Annotated in this window: 12 protein-coding genes; 10 read left to right on the forward strand and 2 right to left on the reverse strand. The window is 48.7% G+C overall.

All coding sequences use genetic code 11. The features are described 5' to 3' along the window. Positions 1-32: 32 nt before the first annotated feature. The 6 genes from NGM62_RS06290 to rlmB all read left to right on the forward strand — a co-directional run bounded on the left by NGM62_RS06290 (position 33) and on the right by rlmB (position 6,547). Positions 33-1,202, forward strand: a complete 1,170-nt coding sequence (locus NGM62_RS06290) for a damage-control phosphatase ARMT1 family protein (protein ID WP_262246649.1) — start codon at positions 33-35, stop codon at positions 1,200-1,202. A gap of 135 nt (positions 1,203-1,337) precedes the next feature. After that, positions 1,338-3,485 carry a S46 family peptidase gene (locus NGM62_RS06295; RefSeq protein ID WP_262246650.1) on the forward strand — a complete coding sequence of 716 codons (2,148 nt, stop codon included), beginning with the start codon at positions 1,338-1,340 and terminating at the stop codon, positions 3,483-3,485. Between the two features lie 184 nt (positions 3,486-3,669). Then, complete coding sequence (gene msrA, locus NGM62_RS06300; protein WP_262246651.1) at positions 3,670-4,314, forward strand: peptide-methionine (S)-S-oxide reductase MsrA; 645 nt, start codon at positions 3,670-3,672, stop codon at positions 4,312-4,314. An 83-nt stretch (positions 4,315-4,397) separates the two neighbouring features. After that, a complete protein-coding gene (locus NGM62_RS06305) occupies positions 4,398-5,204 on the forward strand; it encodes a hypothetical protein (protein ID WP_262246652.1) in 807 nt (268 codons plus the stop codon). 40 nt (positions 5,205-5,244) lie between these two features. Beyond that, positions 5,245-5,712: a VOC family protein gene (locus NGM62_RS06310; RefSeq protein WP_262246653.1), complete on the forward strand. Its 468-nt coding sequence runs from the start codon at positions 5,245-5,247 to the stop codon at positions 5,710-5,712. Positions 5,713-5,764: 52 nt separating this feature from the next. After that, positions 5,765-6,547 carry a 23S rRNA (guanosine(2251)-2'-O)-methyltransferase RlmB gene (rlmB, locus tag NGM62_RS06315; protein ID WP_262246654.1) on the forward strand — a complete coding sequence of 261 codons (783 nt, stop codon included), beginning with the start codon at positions 5,765-5,767 and terminating at the stop codon, positions 6,545-6,547. Here rlmB and NGM62_RS06320 read toward each other — a convergent pair. Then, positions 6,540-6,674: a 30S ribosomal protein THX gene (locus tag NGM62_RS06320; protein ID WP_262246655.1), complete on the reverse strand. Its 135-nt coding sequence runs from the start codon at positions 6,672-6,674 to the stop codon at positions 6,540-6,542. The genes rlmB and NGM62_RS06320 overlap by 8 nt on opposite strands. Positions 6,675-6,937: 263 nt before the next feature. Here NGM62_RS06320 and NGM62_RS06325 point away from each other — a divergent pair, with 263 nt between their 5' ends. Continuing rightward, entirely contained in the window at positions 6,938-7,381 is a 444-nt protein-coding gene (locus NGM62_RS06325; protein ID WP_262246656.1) for a hypothetical protein, read from the forward strand. Between the two features lie 55 nt (positions 7,382-7,436). Here the strand turns inward: NGM62_RS06325 and smc are convergent, their stop codons facing one another. Further along, positions 7,437-10,994: a chromosome segregation protein SMC gene (gene smc / locus NGM62_RS06330; RefSeq protein ID WP_262246657.1), complete on the reverse strand. Its 3,558-nt coding sequence runs from the start codon at positions 10,992-10,994 to the stop codon at positions 7,437-7,439. A 273-nt stretch (positions 10,995-11,267) separates the two neighbouring features. Between smc and NGM62_RS06335 the strand changes: the two genes are divergently transcribed. The 3 genes from NGM62_RS06335 to NGM62_RS06345 all read left to right on the forward strand — a co-directional run bounded on the left by NGM62_RS06335 (position 11,268) and on the right by NGM62_RS06345 (position 16,172). Beyond that, a complete protein-coding gene (locus NGM62_RS06335) occupies positions 11,268-13,667 on the forward strand; it encodes a DUF1549 domain-containing protein (protein WP_262246658.1) in 2,400 nt (799 codons plus the stop codon). Positions 13,668-13,674: 7 nt separating this feature from the next. Beyond that, positions 13,675-15,093 (forward strand): DUF1501 domain-containing protein, encoded by a 1,419-nt coding sequence (locus NGM62_RS06340; protein WP_262246659.1) that lies wholly within the window; start codon positions 13,675-13,677, stop codon positions 15,091-15,093. 221 nt (positions 15,094-15,314) lie between these two features. Continuing rightward, on the forward strand, positions 15,315-16,172 hold the full coding sequence (locus NGM62_RS06345) for an alpha/beta hydrolase (protein WP_262246660.1): 858 nt from the start codon (positions 15,315-15,317) through the stop codon (positions 16,170-16,172). Positions 16,173-16,197 lie beyond the last annotated feature (25 nt).

The following is a 16,197-nucleotide window of genomic DNA, read 5'->3' on the forward strand; positions in this document are numbered from 1 at the left end:
TGGTATTAAACTGAATAGCAGATTTAGAATTTATGGAATCAATTTTACCACGCCATATATCAGCTTCCACAAGCCGCTTTGCGGCGTTCACGTTCGATGTCCGATTCCCGTTCATCATCAATCAGCTCAAATCCACCAACGTGCTTTCCCACAGGCAGCAGGCGGAGATCGATGACCTCGTGTATGAAATTGGATCGGGAGTGGTGCCGCATCTTGAAGACCTGTTTTACCCCGGAGACAGGGCATATTGGGAAACGTTTCTCGACGCACATACCGGAAAGCGATATGCCGACATACCCTTTTACGAAGCAGAGGCTTATATCTATTACCGAATCATTCGTATTGTCGACTATAAACGTAGTGGTTTAGACCCATTTTATAACCTCAAGGCGGATAGCCTAAGGCACCACCGGCAGTTTGTCGAAACTGTAGCACGCAAACACATGCAGCATCCGCCTGTTTTCGAGGCGGCACATTTCACCTCATTGTTGCAGGCCGCATTATGGGGGAACAGCGCAGATTTAAGTCAGCTGGAAACCAACGATGCACTGGTTGATCCGGCTCTCCGGAATAACCTGTTGATCGACGATTCCCCTGTATTGTATGAGTTGCTCACATCCGCACCCGCCCGAGAAGTGGATTTCATCGCAGACAATGCCGGACTGGAATTATTTTCAGATTTACTGCTGATTGACTATTTGTTGAATACCGGCCAAGTGTCGCGGGTCAACCTGCACCTGAAGGCTTATCCCACGTTTGTTTCCGATGCGACTGTCCGCGACTTGATAGGCCATTTGGAGATCATGCGTAGCTTCCGGTCCGGGCCATTGAGCCAATTTGCCGATCGGCTCGAATCCCATCGGCAATCGCATAGAATCCGTTTGTTGGACCACCCGTTTTGGAACAGCCCCTGTTATTTTACGGAGTTACCGCCGGCAATCAAACAGAGCTTCAGTGATGGGTCCGTGCTGGTTTTCAAGGGTGATGCAAATTACCGGAGACTGTTTGAAGACCGTGAATGGCGGTATACCACGCCGCTTGACAATATGCTGGATTACTTGGGGCACCCGTGCTTTTCTATCCGTACCCTCAAATCGGAGATTGTGTTAGGGTTGCATGAAAGCCAGATCAACAGCCTTGTCAATACCGATAAAGATTGGCTTACCAACGGTAAATACGGACTTATTATGGGAAATCGGTAAATATATCCCATTTATTATCGCAGCATCCGTAAATTTGCAGCCGATGGGCGGTCGAAGATGGTGTACCGCGCTTTGACCAGGTGAGCATGTGGTGAGCCCTCACGAAAAATAATTAAAAATTTAGCACACAGTTTTATGAAGAAAGCCATTGTTTTATTATTCCTCGCCTCCTTGAGATTAGGTGTTTATGCTGACGAGGGCATGTGGTTCCTAATGCATCTGGAACGCCTTAATGAACGCGACATGCAGAAAATGGGTCTCCAGCTTACCGCTGAAGAGATTTATAGCATCAACCATTCTAGCATCAAAGATGCCATTGTACAGTTTGGCGGTGGATGTACTGCCGAAATCGTCTCGGGGCAGGGACTGGTACTCACCAACCACCACTGTGGCTATGGTGCAATCGCTGAGCTCTCCACCCCCCAAAACGACCACCTCACCAACGGATTCTGGGCTGCGACGAAAAGTGAAGAACTGAAACCCCAAAATCTCTCGGTACGTTTTTTCGTACGCATGGACGACGTTACCCAACGGATACTTGCTGTAGTGGATGAAACGATGACGGAAGCAGATCGCGAACGGGCCATCAATCAAGAAATTGCCCGGATTGAACAGGAAAATAACGAGGACGGGAAATATACTGTTTCTGTACGCTCATTTTATGAGGGTAATGAATATTATTACTTTGTCTACCAAGATTTCCCCGATGTGCGGCTGGTAGGTGCCCCACCCAATAGTATTGGCAAGTTCGGGGGCGATACCGATAACTGGGAGTGGCCGCGCCACACCGGTGATTTCTCGCTGTTCCGGGTGTATGCGGATAAAGATGGTAATCCGGCGCCGTATTCGATGGATAATGTGCCACTGAAGCCGAAGTACCACCTCACTGTCAGCCTGGACGGTTACACGGAGAGAGACTTCGCCATGATTCTCGGTTATCCCGGCCGGACTAACCGCTGGATGCCATCCGGCGGCGTGAACCAAAACGTGAACTATGCATACCCGGCCTGGGTAGAAGCCTCTAAAGTCGGTATGGATCGGATGAAAAAATACATGGATGCCGACCCCAAGGTGAAGCTCGACTATGCTTCCAAGTACTCGCAGGTAGCTAATTATTGGAAAAACCGGCAGGGGATGATCGACGCACTTACCCAACACCAAACCGCTAGCGTCAAGGCCGCAGAAGAAGCCAAGTTTAATGCCTGGGCCCAGAAACGGCGAAACCTCCGGCGCTACGGCAATGTCATAGCCGATATCAATGCATATTATGAGAGAACCAATTTGAAGGCCCGCCACGATAACTACCTTATCGGATTACTGCGTTCCAGCACCTTTGCGGCGTTGCCTTATTCATTGGGGAACACGTTAGCATACTACGCTACCCAAAACGAAGCCAAGCAGCGAGAGGTCGCCCAGCAGATTACCGCCAACCTCGGTAATACATACGATAACCTTTATCTGCCTTTAGAAAAAGATGTGCTCGGAGCGTTACTTAACCTTTATGCAGCGAAGGCCGCTGAAGCCGGGATCCCGCCGTACATCGATTCGCTGTACAGGAACCATAACCGCGACCTCTCCGGATATATCGATGCGGCCTTCGAAAACAGTATCTTCTCGAGCCGGGAGCGGGTAGAGGCATTCCTCGCCCGACCTGATACGTTAGCCGTACAGGCTGACCCGCTCTACCGCCTATCGGTCACGTTGCTCGGCCGCTACCGCCAAACAACGCCCGAACAAGAGGAGCTCGATGGGCAATTTCAGAAAGCTTTCCGCCTGTATGTGGAAGGGACGCGCAAGCGTAACCCCAAGAAGAAATATTACCCGGATGCTAACAGCACCCTCCGGCTAACCTATGGAAAAATTAGTCCGCTGCCACCCGATCCACGCAATGATGCCAGCGCCAACTATTTCACGACACTGAAAGGAACAGTAGCCAAATATCAGCCGGGCGACGAGGAGTTTGACCTCCCCGAGCGGCTGCTGGATCTATACGAGCGCCGCGATTATGGGCAGTATGCCGACCGCGAGGGCAACCTGCCCATTAATTTCCTTACCGATAACGACATCACAGGAGGTAATTCGGGGTCGCCCGTACTCAATGGGAAAGGTGAATTGATCGGAATCGCTTTCGATGGCAACATCGAGGCCATGGCCGGTGACGTGATTTTCGATAAGGAACTCCAGCGTACCATCGCTGTTGATATCCGCTATGTGTTATTCATCATCGACAAATTTGCGGGAGCCCGCCATTTGGTCGACGAGATGACAATAGCACAGCGTTAAAAAATGAGGTATGTTCGGCAGCTTCGCTCCGTTCTTTCCTGAAAAGTATGTAAATTTGTGTTGTGAGACCGGTAATCAAAACACAAACCGGAAGCAATTGAGGGCTCCGGAAATACATGAATTTCCGAACATCCTTATCGACGTTTGAGTTTTGATAAACGGCCACGATATATAAAACAAGCTTATGAACACAAAAGTGATCATTGGTGCCGTCATTCTTTTGGTTTTGCCTTTTGCGTTTCTGGCAAGCAAAATGATAAACGACAGACCAAGCAACGAGCAATCAAGGAAAGAGAATACGTTAAACAAGCAGGTAAACGACAAACATATGGCTAATAGTAAAAAAGTATATATCGCAGGTGGGTGTTTCTGGGGGATGGAAGATCTGTTCAGAAACCAAAAAGGCATTTTAGATACCGAGGTAGGGTATATCGGTGGAAAAAATGAAAACCCTACTTATGAAAACCATCCCGGCCACGCCGAGGGGATTGAAATCACGTATGATACGACCGTAACCAATTTCAAAAATATTTTGGATTATTTTTTTCGTATCCATAATCCTACAACGGTTAATAGACAAGGTAACGACATTGGATCGAGCTATCGATCGGCAATTTTCTATCAAAATGAAGAGGAAAAGCAAACGGCTGAAGAAATGATAGACATCGTAAATCGATCGAACCGATGGGACGGAAAAGTGGTTACTACATTGGAACCATATACCAGGTTCTGGCCCGCGGAGGATTACCATCAGGACTATCTGGTTAAAAAGCCCAATGGTTATACCTGCCACTTTGAGCGGTTTGGAACATTTTTAGATGAAGAATAGAAAACAGCCATAATTATCACAATGTATACCGACAAGATCCAAAACACCATCGACATCTTGAATTTTTAACGAAAATAAAAACTATGCGGAACAGTGTGTTTACCTTAGTGTGTTTGGCATTGATGGCGTGGAACGCGTTTGGACAGGAGGATGCCGAAAGGGCTAAATACGAGCTCATCCGGGAAACCATCAACTTTTTAGCAACGGACAAGACGGTTTCGCAAGACACAGCATTTCGGATTACATGCGAAACGCTTGATTATGGATGCTTTGGGCAGCAGTTGTCCAGTAACCCCATAACGGGTATCGTAACATGGTATAACCGTTGGCAGTCTATTCCGGTAACCAAGAAGGAAGAGCTACAGCGCTTGAAAGAACGGATATTCGCAGATATCCTCGATAGACCGGGTAAAGGATACCGAAAACAATTAGCAGGCTACAGCGGTTATGCTGCCCGCGTGGCCGACCTCCTTGGGCCGCCATCCGGAAATACAGTGACCACGGATGAAGGGGCTGAAGATACAGCAGCATTAGAACTGGTGCCAGACCACGCCGGATTGCAAACGATATACCCCGAACAATTAACCGATCAGATTGATAACCCCGAAAACGAAAATCCTATGATTGCCTACATTGCCATTATTATCGGCCTCGCCGCACTGGCCCTTGCAGCACTGCCTTTTATCAAGAAAAAAGAGCCGCATGAGTCCGCAGATTTCAGTAAATCGGATGAGCTGCACGTACGCCTCGATGGGATTGCGATGCGGATGAAAAACCTGGAACAAAAAATCGGTGATGCCCAGATGGCTGATGCCGTGGCCCACCTGACTGAGATCATGGAGTCTGTGGAAAAACGGGTCGTTGAACTAGAACGCCGTAAGGGCGAGTGAGGTTAAATAAAAAAAATAATTTATTATTTAAGTTTGATATATGAAACAATCTATAATCCGGTGCATCTTCGTCAGTACATGCTTATTCGGATACGTATTCCATGGCTATGGACAAGAGAAGAAGACAGCATTCAACCATGTCGCACTATCTGTTTATGACTTGAAGAAAAGTGCTTCATTCTACGAAGAGGTGTTGCAGCTTGACACGATACCCGAACCTTTTAAGATAGGTAAGCACAAATGGTTCAAAATCGGCCCTGGTTTATCGTTGCACCTTGTCAATGATGCGCCGGAAATCACTGAGCACCGACGGAATACGCATATCTGCTTCAGTGTGGCCTCCATAGACGAGTTCGTTGGCCGGCTCAATGAGTTTGGTGTGGCATATTACAATGTGCAACAAGAACGTGGTAAAGTAGGGGTCCGGGTGGATGGGGTAAAGCAGCTCTATATTCAGGACCCTGATGGATATTGGATAGAAATAAACGATGAACGAATAGGACGGTAAAAATTGTAACTGGCTATAACTATGTGTAACTTGCGCGGGCAAATAAGAGTATATGCAGTATAGGCAATGGCGGGGAGGATCCGAGAAGCGGGAAACCAATCAGCACGTGTATGGTATCCGTGCAGTCATGGAAGCCATCGATGGCGGAAAAGAAATCGAGTCTCTTTTCATTCAACGGGGATTGTCCGGACCATTGTTCCAGGAGCTGAAGCAGTTGCTCCGGCAGTATGACATCGGTTACCAGCAGGTACCCGTGGAAAAGCTGAACCGGATGACGCGCAAAGTCCATCAGGGGGTAATAGCCGTTATCTCACCCATTACCTACCAGCGGGTGGAAGATGTAGTGCCGCTCATATATGAAAGGGGAGAGGTGCCCTTGCTCCTCATCCTCGATGGCATTACCGATGTACGCAATTTCGGTGCAATTGCCCGGACGGCCGAGTGCGTGGGCGCGCATGCCGTCATTGTACCCAGAAAAGGCTCGGCCGAAATCAATCCCGACGCCATCAAGACCTCCGCAGGCGCCTTATTCAAAATCAATGTTTGTCGCGAAGATAATTTATCGCGTACGGCACGGTTCCTCCAGGAATCGGGCATACAGGTAGTAGCCTGTACGGAAAAAACCGAAAATAGCATCTACGAATTGGATTATTCAGGACCAACAGCGTTTATCCTCGGTTCAGAAGAACGGGGGATTGCTGATGACCTGATTCGTGTTTCCGACCAATTGGCGCGTATCCCGATGACGGGTACTATCGCATCGCTCAACGTTTCCGTTTCAGGAGGCATTGTACTTTATGAAACACTTAGACAGCGTATGGCAACCGTTAAATAGACTTCTCGTCGTTTTTTTTCGCTGCGGCTTCCTGTGACTTCTTTCGTTTCTTGGCCGACTGCCGTCTCCGGCCGTAGGTTCCGTTCACGATTTTCCCACGCTTGGTTTTCTTATCTCCTTTTCCCATATTGATTAGATGACTTGTCAAACATAATAAAATAGGGTTCCGAAAATTTTAAAACGAATATAGCGATTACCAGCGTCAAAACCGAAAAATGACGATGTTTTTCGCTAGATATTGGTGTTTATTTGCATTAACTCGTGGTTAATTATACTTTTTAAACTATTGTAAATCAATTTATAATATATTATATATAATCTATTTGTTTAAAGCGTTTCCTTGCACGTATTTCTCACCGTAATACCACAATTTTCGCATATCTTAGTGGGATGTTGGAAAAGCAATATACGCCCGGCGGCTTGCCCATTCGTGTGGAAATAGCGGATGGCATGGTGCGTATTGTTAGTGACCGGCCACTAAAACAAACCGTGGTTGCTCAACCTGAAGCGGCCACCAGTACATTAATTGCAGAGATTAAGGCAGACTATAAGGTTGCGTTTGGCAAGCACATTGATATACAAGACGATTCCTTCATCGTGGAAATATGGGGACATTTATATGCTGATTATTTGTTGCTTAAATACAGTAAAATACTGAGATATATATTCATGTTTGGTTTATATGCCAGGTTTCGTCGTTCTTGTGAAACAATTGACTGTGGCGAATATGAGAAAGACCCTAATCGGTGGTTGTGGAATAAGTTGGTGCCATTTCGGCAATTGCTGGCCCGGCGATTGGGCAATATCCCGTCATCTCGCTTTTCGGAAGGTTAATCCAATAGCACTGATGTCCGCTAGGGCATATCCTTATTGATTTCATCGCTATGTATCAAGCGACTTCGCGCATATCAACAGCAACCACACGGGAAATGCCTTGCTCGACCATGGTGACCCCATAGATAATATCGGTGCTGGCGATCGTACGCTTATTGTGCGAGACGATAATAAACTGCGATTGGTCGGAAAACTTGCGGATAATGTTATTGAACTTATCAATGTTGGTATCGTCGAGGGGTGCATCTACCTCATCAAAAATACAGAAGGGCGCAGGCTTAAGAAGGTACAGTGCAAAAAGCAGCGCAATCGATGTTAACGTCTTTTCCCCACCGGATAGTTGGTTAATGGATAATGGTCGCTTGCCTTTGGGACGCGCCATGATGTCGATATCGGACTCCAAGGGATTCTCCGGGTCGGTAAGAATCAGGTCGCAGGTATCCTCCTCATTGAATAAGGAGCGAAATACAGTAATGAAGTTATCGCGGACTTTGCTAAAGGCGGACATGAACTTATCGCGTGCGGTATCATCAATTTCCCGGATTGTTTCCAGTAGTGAGTTTTTCGCGTCCAATAAGTCCTGCTTTTCCTTGATGATGAAGGTGTAGCGTTCGTTCATCTCTTGGTATGCTTCCATCGCCATCGGGTTGATGCTTCCGAAGTCGTCCAATTGCCGTCGAAGTTTATCGGTTTTTTGGCGGAGGGTTTCCTCGTCCTGTACGGCAACTGTTTCGCCTTCGTTGGGCTCGGGCAGTGACAGGTCATTGATATCGATGGAGAATTCGACGGAAAGTCTTTCTTTCAACGCATTGAGGTCGAGTTTTAGATTTGTTTTCTTGTCACGAAGTTCATCAAGCAGGACGTCTACCTGTTCTTTCTGCCGGCGCAAATGCGTTATTTGTTCTTCAGTTTCATTTATCTTCCCCCGGGAGGCGTAATAATCGTCTTCTATTTCCTGTAATCCCTTTTCATAGGCTTCTTTCTGGGTGTACATTGCAACGAGATCATCATCGGAATCATCCACATGCTGCAGCGTGTCTTTTATGGCTGCTTGCACCTGTTCATATTCCACTGTATTTTTGGCGATCCGGCTCTCGTAGGTCTCCTGTAGACTTTCGCGGTACTCCAGGTCCTTGTTTATGCTTGCTACCGCATTTTGCTGTTGGTGGAAACGGATATTCTCTTGGTTGAACTCAGACGATTTATCGGTCAGTATATCAGATAGTTCTTGGTAAGTAATCTGCATTTCTTGTAGTTCGGCACCCGTACGCTCTCTTTCTTCGTTCAACTTCACGATTCTGGGTTCGGCCGCACGCAGGTCTGCAGCTATACTCATCATCTTCTGTTCGATATCTTGTTTCCGGTTCTGGCTATTGGTGATGAAGGCCGCATACTGTTCCTGCTTGGTTTTTACAGATACCAGTTCATTATTCAGGCGGTTTAGCTGACGGGTCAATTCTTCGATATCCGCTTTTTTGGAGCTGCTTTTCATCACGGTCACCTGTTGGATAGCGTCATCCAACGCCTCCTGTTGCTTGGCAATACGCAGGCCCAACGATTTGATTTCTTTTGTCAGGTTTTCCAGGTTCTTTGCTCGGCCGATGCGCTTGCCCTCGAATAACCCTACGGAGCCGCCCGATAAGCCTAGCCTATTTTTGCTGAACTTGCCGCTTTTATGGAGGAGTACAATATCCTCCTGAGGTAGTTTACTGGCTGTCGCTAACTCGTCCTCGTTCTCAAGGAGATACACGTTGTTAAGCAATGTGCGGCAGAGGGGGAGGTATTGTTCTTCCACGCTGATAATCTCGAGCGCTGAGATGAGCCGCTCGCCGGGCTTGAGCACCGGCATCGTATCCCCATGGTTGCCGATGGCGTCGAGCACGAAGAAATTGGCACGCCCACGTGCTGCGTCGCTCAATAACCGGATGGCATGTACAGCCTCGTCCAGCCGTTGAACGACATAATGGTTCATGTAAGGCTCCAGGTAGTTCTCGATGGCAACCCGATATTCTTCCTGGCAGAAAAGGATATCCGAAAATAGGGGATATTGGTTTTTCCACCCGGCATTTTTACGAAGGAAGCGTATTGAGTCAGGAAATCCCTCCAGGTTATCTACCAACGACTTGGTGAGGTTGTATTCGTTTTGCTTGGCGTCGAGTTGTCGATTGTCGTGTATCAGGCCCTCTTTGAGGGATTGAATAGCCTTCTCTGTAGCATCCAGCCGTTGTTGTAGGGCGGTTTCAGCGTCGTAAGCGGCATTATATGTTTGTTGTACGGCTTCCGTTTGGTCTTCCAGCTCAGCAACCAATACATTGAATTGGTCGAGCTCTGCGGCTTTGGATTCAGCGTCGGTTACATTCCGAAGGCTCTCCTGTTCGAGCGCATCATGTTGGATGCGTAGTACGGCTATTTCCTTTTCCAGTTTATAGATTGCATTCTGCTCCTCATTGTGCCGACGTATCGTGCCGTCGAGTTTTTGCTTAGTGCTATGCTGCTGGCCACGTAGTTCGTCCACCTCCGCTCGGCGCTGCTCCAAAGTGATGGTGATTGCATTTAGTTTTTGTTGAGCTTCGAGGTGCTCTTCATTGAGGCGCTTAATGTTGTACAGCACATGATTGAGTTGCTGCCGGTCCTGTGCGAGCTCGTTACTGATCCTCGCTTCTTTATCTTTCAGGTTCCGGAGCTGCTCGTTCTTCACCTTCTTATCACTTTCATACGCGCGTATCTTGGCCACGTATTCGTTTGTGGCTCGTTGCTGCGCCGCTAGATTTTTTTCCTTAGCCAGGCTCTCCTGCTTCAGCTGTTGGGTGAGCGCTTCCAGTGTCGCGATTGCTGTGCCGATGCGTGTCTGCTCGGCACGGTGAGCGAGCTCTTGGGCGTCGAGCGATGCCAACGACTCTTTGAAATGGCCGATGCGATAAGTAGCCAGTGCAATGCTCGACACTTTATACTCTTCTTTGATCCGATAATATCGCTCGGCCTTCTTGGCTTGGTTTTCCAGTGTTTTGAGGTTCTTTTCGATTTCGAATAGCAGGTCATCCACACGCTCCAGATCACCTTCTGTATCTCTTAATTTGTTGAGTGTCTGCTTTTTGCGAACTTTATATTTAGAAATTCCAGAGGCTTCTTCAAACAGTATCCGCCGTGAGTTCTCTTTATTGTTGATGATCTCATCGATCATTTTTAACTCGATGATGGAATAGGTATCCGCACCAATCCCCGTATCGAGGAAAAGGTCGGTGATATCTTTCAGTCGGCACTTCACATCATTGAGCCGGTATTCGCTTTCGCCACTCCGGTATAGCTTCCGGGTAATGGTTACCTGCGAAAACTCAGTTGGTAAAATATTCTTGGTATTGTCGAACGAGAGCGATACTTCGGCCAGATTCGCCGCCTTACGGCTTTTGGTACCATTGAAGATGATATTTTCCATCTTTTCGGAGCGTAAAACACGCGTGCTTTGCTCGCCTAATACCCAGCGTATGGCATCCACCACGTTCGATTTCCCGCAACCGTTAGGTCCTACGATAGCGGTGACACCCTCATTGAAATGAATGGTGATCTTATCGCCAAAACTTTTAAACCCCTTTATTTCGAGCTTGGTCAGCTGCATCTATGCAATCATTCCTTTCGTTCTTCCAGTGCGAATTTAAGAAATTGGTTTGAGTTTTTTACTTCACACTGAATAACATAAAGAAGCCTTGCATATATCGATACTTCGAGGACGGTCACCTGAATCGGAAACCAGACACAACGGCGACGACAGCAGGAAAGTACAGGATGCTTTCCCGGTTTTTTTACGTACTTTAGTTGGTAAACGACATATTATAAACCAGTGTATGATTAAACGAACAGGAATTATGGGCTCGCACATCGTCAATTACCTATGATCGGATCGGTTGATATTTGGTGGGGCTGGGAGTTAGCGGGGCGGATGCACCCCATGCTGGTGCATTTTCCGGTATCGTTGTTATTAATCGCTACCGTGATGGAGTTGTTGACTTTCCGCCGCTTCCAATCGCAACTGCGGAGCGGTATCAATTGGCTCGTCTTCATCGGCAGTTCAAGTGCCGTCATTGCTGCGTTATGTGGCTGGTTGCTTGCTTGGACCGGCGAGTATGGTGGCGATACATTCAACGCCCATCAATGGGCCGGGACCGCCACGGCAGTGCTTGGCGCGTTAGCTGGCTTGCTGCTATGGATGGTGGTCCACAAAAAGCGAACGGCATTTATCAAGGTATACCAATTTACCTTGCTTCTTTCATCCGTGGGGGTATTCCTTGCGGGCCACTATGGAGGGTCCCTTACCCACGGTCAGGATTACCTGCTGGGGGTTACGCCTTGGGGGGGTGACGACGAAAGGATAGCCGCTGCTTTGGGTGGCCCCCCGACCACGGTAGCATGGCAGTCGTTCGCGCAGCTCGATACCTTGGACGAACAGCAGGAAGCCCAGCTGAACATGGTCGTCCGCACCGTGCTCGCACACCGCTGTTTCCAATGCCATAGCAGCGATAAAACGGAAGGGAAATTGCGCCTCGACCAGCGGGAACTTGTTTTCCTGGGTGGTGAGTCTGGGCCTGTCATCGTACCGGGCGATGTAAATAACAGTGAACTGGTGCGGCGTATCACGCTGCCGGCGGGACATAAGGAGGCCATGCCCGGAAAAGGCAAGCCGCTGGATGATAACGAAGTAAATCTGGTCAAACTCTGGGTTGCGAAAGGCGCACCTTGGCCGGAACATATCAAAGGGATTTTTCCCATGGCGCCACTGGCACCGCGACGCCCCGATTTGCCGGCATTGGCGAAAGGGTTAGAAAATCCCATTGACCGATGGGTCAATGATTATTTCGGAGGCAATCAGCTCACATGGCCCGACGTGGTAGACGACCGGATATTCCTCCGGCGCATTTACGTTGATTTGATTGGTTTGCTACCCACACCGCAGCAACTACGCGATTTCGAAGAAGACATACAGCCCGATAAGCGGGCGCGGGTGGCAGCCGAGCTGTTGGGGCGCAACGACGACTACGCCTTGCATTGGACTACTTTTTGGAATGATTTGCTCCGCAACGATTATACGGGGCCGGGCTATATCACCAACGGACGCTTCAATATTTCCGATTGGTTATACCGGGCGCTCGTAGACAACAAGCCTTACGACCAGTTCGTGCAGGAGCTGCTGGACCCCGATGAATCGTCAAAAGGCTTTATTAAGGGCATCCAATGGCGGGGGGCTGTCAATAGCAGCCAAACTACCGCAATGCAGGCCGCTCAAAACGTATCGCAGGCACTGTTGGGTGTGAATTTAAAATGTGCCTCCTGCCATGATAGTTTTGTGAGCGACTGGAAACTCGACGACGCTTATGCGTTTGCCAACATCTTTTCCGAACAACAGCTGGAAATAGCCCGCTGTGATATCCCTACTGGACAACTGGCCGACACGAGGTTGCTTTGGCCCGAGCTGGGAAACATTACAAAAAACGGGTCGGTCGAGGAGAAGTCGCGCGAACTCGCGCAATTGCTTACACAGCCGGAAAACGGACGCCTATATCGCACGCTGGTAAACCGGATATGGGCGCAGCTGATGGGACGCGGTATCGTGGCGCCAACGGACGAGATGGACAACGAACCATGGAGCCGGGATCTCCTGGATTGGCTGGCTGTGTATTTCGTGGATAACGCATATGACTTGAAGCATTTGCTTTACCTGATTACCACGTCGAAAACCTACCAGCTTCCATCTGTAGCCATAGCCGATCCGGCGACGATCAACAAACCTGATTTTGTGTTTACAGGGGTATTGAAAAGGAAGCTTACCGCCGAACAGTATGCAGATGCCATCAGCATGATCGTCCATCCAATGTATCACACTACATCCTTGAAGTATAATCCGCAAGGCGACACGGCATCATATAAGGAGGCCCACCCGTTTGTTCGTGCAGTGTTGGTGCAAAACGACCCGTTTCTGACCGCGCTTGGCCGTCCTAGCCGCGAGAATATCATTAGCGTGCGCGATGGGCAAGCTACGCTTCTACAAGCAATGGAGTTGACCAATGGGGCCCTATTGAACGAAACATTGATCGCAGGTGCACGGGAATGGCTGGCAGCTTACCAGGGTGCAGACGAGCTTATTGCAGCACTATTTATGCAAAGTCTTGGCCGCCTACCGTCGGAGGACGAAAAGCATGTCTCACATAAAATATTGGGATCGGAGATGGATGCAACCGGTGTACAGGATTTACTATGGTCTGTCGTGTTGTTGCCCGAATTTCAATTTATCGAATAATATAGCTATGAACCGATACTACAACAGGCGGGATTTCTTGAAAACTGCCACTGCCGGCACCTTGGGTGCATTGGCTGCGGGTGCGCCGCTCGCGGGATTCTTGAATTCGTGCTCCGGAAAGCAGGCAAGTGCAGACGCTGTCATCCTGCTGTGGATGGCCGGCGGAATGGCCCACACGGACACGTTCGACCCTAAGGCGTACACGCCGTACGAAAAAGGACTGGATTCTAATCGGGTGCTGAGCACTTTCCCGTCTATCCCAACGGCGCTGGATGACATCTATTTTTCGGAGGGACTCGAGTCCATAGCCTCGCTGATGGATAGGGGTACACTGATCCGCTCATACGTAGCTGCCGATCTCGGACACATCCTGCATTCTCGGCACCAATACCATTGGCATACCTGTTATGAACCTCCACAAACAGTGTCGGCCCCACATATCGGCGCTTGGATAGCACAGGAACTGGGACCGAAGAACCCGGTAATTCCGGCCTTTATAGATATTGGTCAGCGGATGACAGTAGGGGAGGCCGAGGAACTCAAGGCATTCCATACGGCGGGGTTCTTGGGTAGTGAATACGGCCCATTTATGATTCCTGATCCATCGGCAGGTCTCGATGCCGTAAAGCCACCCGCAGGCATGTCGTTTAGCCGATTCGAACGGCGTAACCAGCTGTATACCGAGTTGCTCGATAAACATCCCATTGGCGACTTTGGCAGCGATTATCAGAAGGAATCATTCAAAAGATCGATGGAACAGGCATATATGTTGCTTAAATCGCCCGAAGCCAAGGCATTCGACCTCCGGGAAGAGCCTGAGGAACAATATGCCGTGTACAATACGGGTAAATTCGGACTCGGATGTTTGATGGCCCGCAGGCTGGTCGAACAAGGAGCCCGATTTATTAGCGTAACTACCGAATATGAGCCATTTATGGGGTGGGACACCCACGAAAATGGCCATGTCCGTGTGGGAGATATGAAAAAGCTTATCGATGCACCTGTCGCCCAGCTCATCAAAGATCTGGACCGCAGCGGGCATTTGGACCGTACACTGATTATCATCGCCAGTGAATTTAGCCGAGACATGGTTATGGAAGGCCGTCCGGGAGCAGAAGTGAAGCACCAGGTAGACCAACCGGATGTAATCAATGATATCCGTAATTACGGTATGCACCGCCATTTTACCGATGGTTGCTCCATATTGATGTTTGGTGGGGGAATAAAGAAAGGGTCGGTATTTGGAAAAACAGCTGACGAAAGACCTTGTAAGACCATCGAGAATCCCATCCGGATTGAGCAGATCCACCAATCGATTTACCATGCCTTGGGTATAGACCCGCAGAAACATGCGATGGTGGAGGGGAGGCCGTTTTATACCACGCCCGACGGTGTACATAAACCGGAAATGGCATTATTTGCGTAGTTACTGCACAAGTTACAAAAAAATAATGCACCACACACAATACCCGACAGTAATATACGTTCTTAATAGAAATCAGTAAAAGAGTCTTTTTTTCATAATTTAGGTTTAATAATTGGTTAGTTTGAAAGCCCCAGTCCTCCCGGATTCGGGGCTTTTCTCTAACACTACTTTTTTCGGCCAGTTTAGGCACAAGGATTGCGGCGTATTTTTAAACGCAGACGATGAAGACCATTAACTTTTCTGTCATACCGCTGTTTATTGCCGCCCTGTCCCTGTGGGGTTGTACCAAAGATACAGCACCGGAGGTGTATCCGGTAGCAGAAGACGTCATCTTGAAAGATGTGACATACGGGGGACACGCGCAACAGCGGATGGATGTTTACCTTCCCGCAGGCAGATCACAGGCGGCGACAAAGATTGTCGTTTTTATCCACGGTGGTGGCTGGGTGGCAGGCGATAAAGACGACTTTCAGTTTACAGACGAAAATTTACAGACGCTGAAAGTATATTTCCCCGGCTTTGCACTGGTGAATCTGAATTATCGGCTTGTGAATGGCGACGAAAACCGATACCCGGCTGCAGAAAATGACGTAAAGCAGGCGATGGATTACCTGTATCGTCAATTGGAATCGTACCAATTGTCTTCAGACACGTACTTGGCCGGCGGCAGTGCGGGGGCGCACCTGGCCGCACTTCATACGCTGAAACACAACAGCAACAGCCATATCAAAGGCTGTATTGCGATTGCTGGTGTCTACAACATGCAATCGCTTTATGAATACGGAAGTACGGAAGCCAAATTGATTGTCGCTGCCTTCATGGGCGGTAGGCCCACCGATCAAGGCAATCGATACGAACAGGCGTCGCCAATCAATTTTGTCACATCGTCCAGCCCGAAATTCCTTTTATTGCACGGCACAGAAGATGAATTAGTGCCAGTTTCGCAGGCTTATGAATTTCGTGATGCACTTGCCGGCAACGAAGTTGAACACACGGTCTTTACGTATTCCGGGGGGCACGGTATCCCACCCGAGCACTTGGTTGAGGCCTTTGAATATATCGGTGCTTTCTTGAACTAGGCCTGACTTCAGCCTGCTGGAACGG

The organism is Parapedobacter soli, from assembly GCF_025460835.1.
Lineage (GTDB): Bacteria > Bacteroidota > Bacteroidia > Sphingobacteriales > Sphingobacteriaceae > Parapedobacter > Parapedobacter soli.

Excerpts from the sequence above, each read along its gene's own strand:
- NGM62_RS06310 (WP_262246653.1), top strand. The coding sequence starts at position 5,245 with ATGAAACAATCTATAATCCGGTGCATCTTCGTCAGTACATGCTTATTC.
- NGM62_RS06320 (WP_262246655.1), bottom strand. The coding sequence starts at position 6,674 with ATGGGAAAAGGAGATAAGAAAACCAAGCGTGGGAAAATCGTGAACGGA.
- NGM62_RS06295 (WP_262246650.1), top strand. The coding sequence starts at position 1,338 with ATGAAGAAAGCCATTGTTTTATTATTCCTCGCCTCCTTGAGATTAGGT.
- NGM62_RS06340 (WP_262246659.1), top strand. The coding sequence starts at position 13,675 with ATGAACCGATACTACAACAGGCGGGATTTCTTGAAAACTGCCACTGCC.
- NGM62_RS06335 (WP_262246658.1), top strand. The coding sequence starts at position 11,268 with ATGATCGGATCGGTTGATATTTGGTGGGGCTGGGAGTTAGCGGGGCGG.
- NGM62_RS06290 (WP_262246649.1), top strand. The coding sequence starts at position 33 with ATGGAATCAATTTTACCACGCCATATATCAGCTTCCACAAGCCGCTTT.
- NGM62_RS06325 (WP_262246656.1), top strand. The coding sequence starts at position 6,938 with ATGTTGGAAAAGCAATATACGCCCGGCGGCTTGCCCATTCGTGTGGAA.
- smc (WP_262246657.1), bottom strand. The coding sequence starts at position 10,994 with ATGCAGCTGACCAAGCTCGAAATAAAGGGGTTTAAAAGTTTTGGCGAT.
- NGM62_RS06345 (WP_262246660.1), top strand. The coding sequence starts at position 15,315 with ATGAAGACCATTAACTTTTCTGTCATACCGCTGTTTATTGCCGCCCTG.
- msrA (WP_262246651.1), top strand. The coding sequence starts at position 3,670 with ATGAACACAAAAGTGATCATTGGTGCCGTCATTCTTTTGGTTTTGCCT.
- rlmB (WP_262246654.1), top strand. The coding sequence starts at position 5,765 with ATGCAGTATAGGCAATGGCGGGGAGGATCCGAGAAGCGGGAAACCAAT.
- NGM62_RS06305 (WP_262246652.1), top strand. The coding sequence starts at position 4,398 with ATGCGGAACAGTGTGTTTACCTTAGTGTGTTTGGCATTGATGGCGTGG.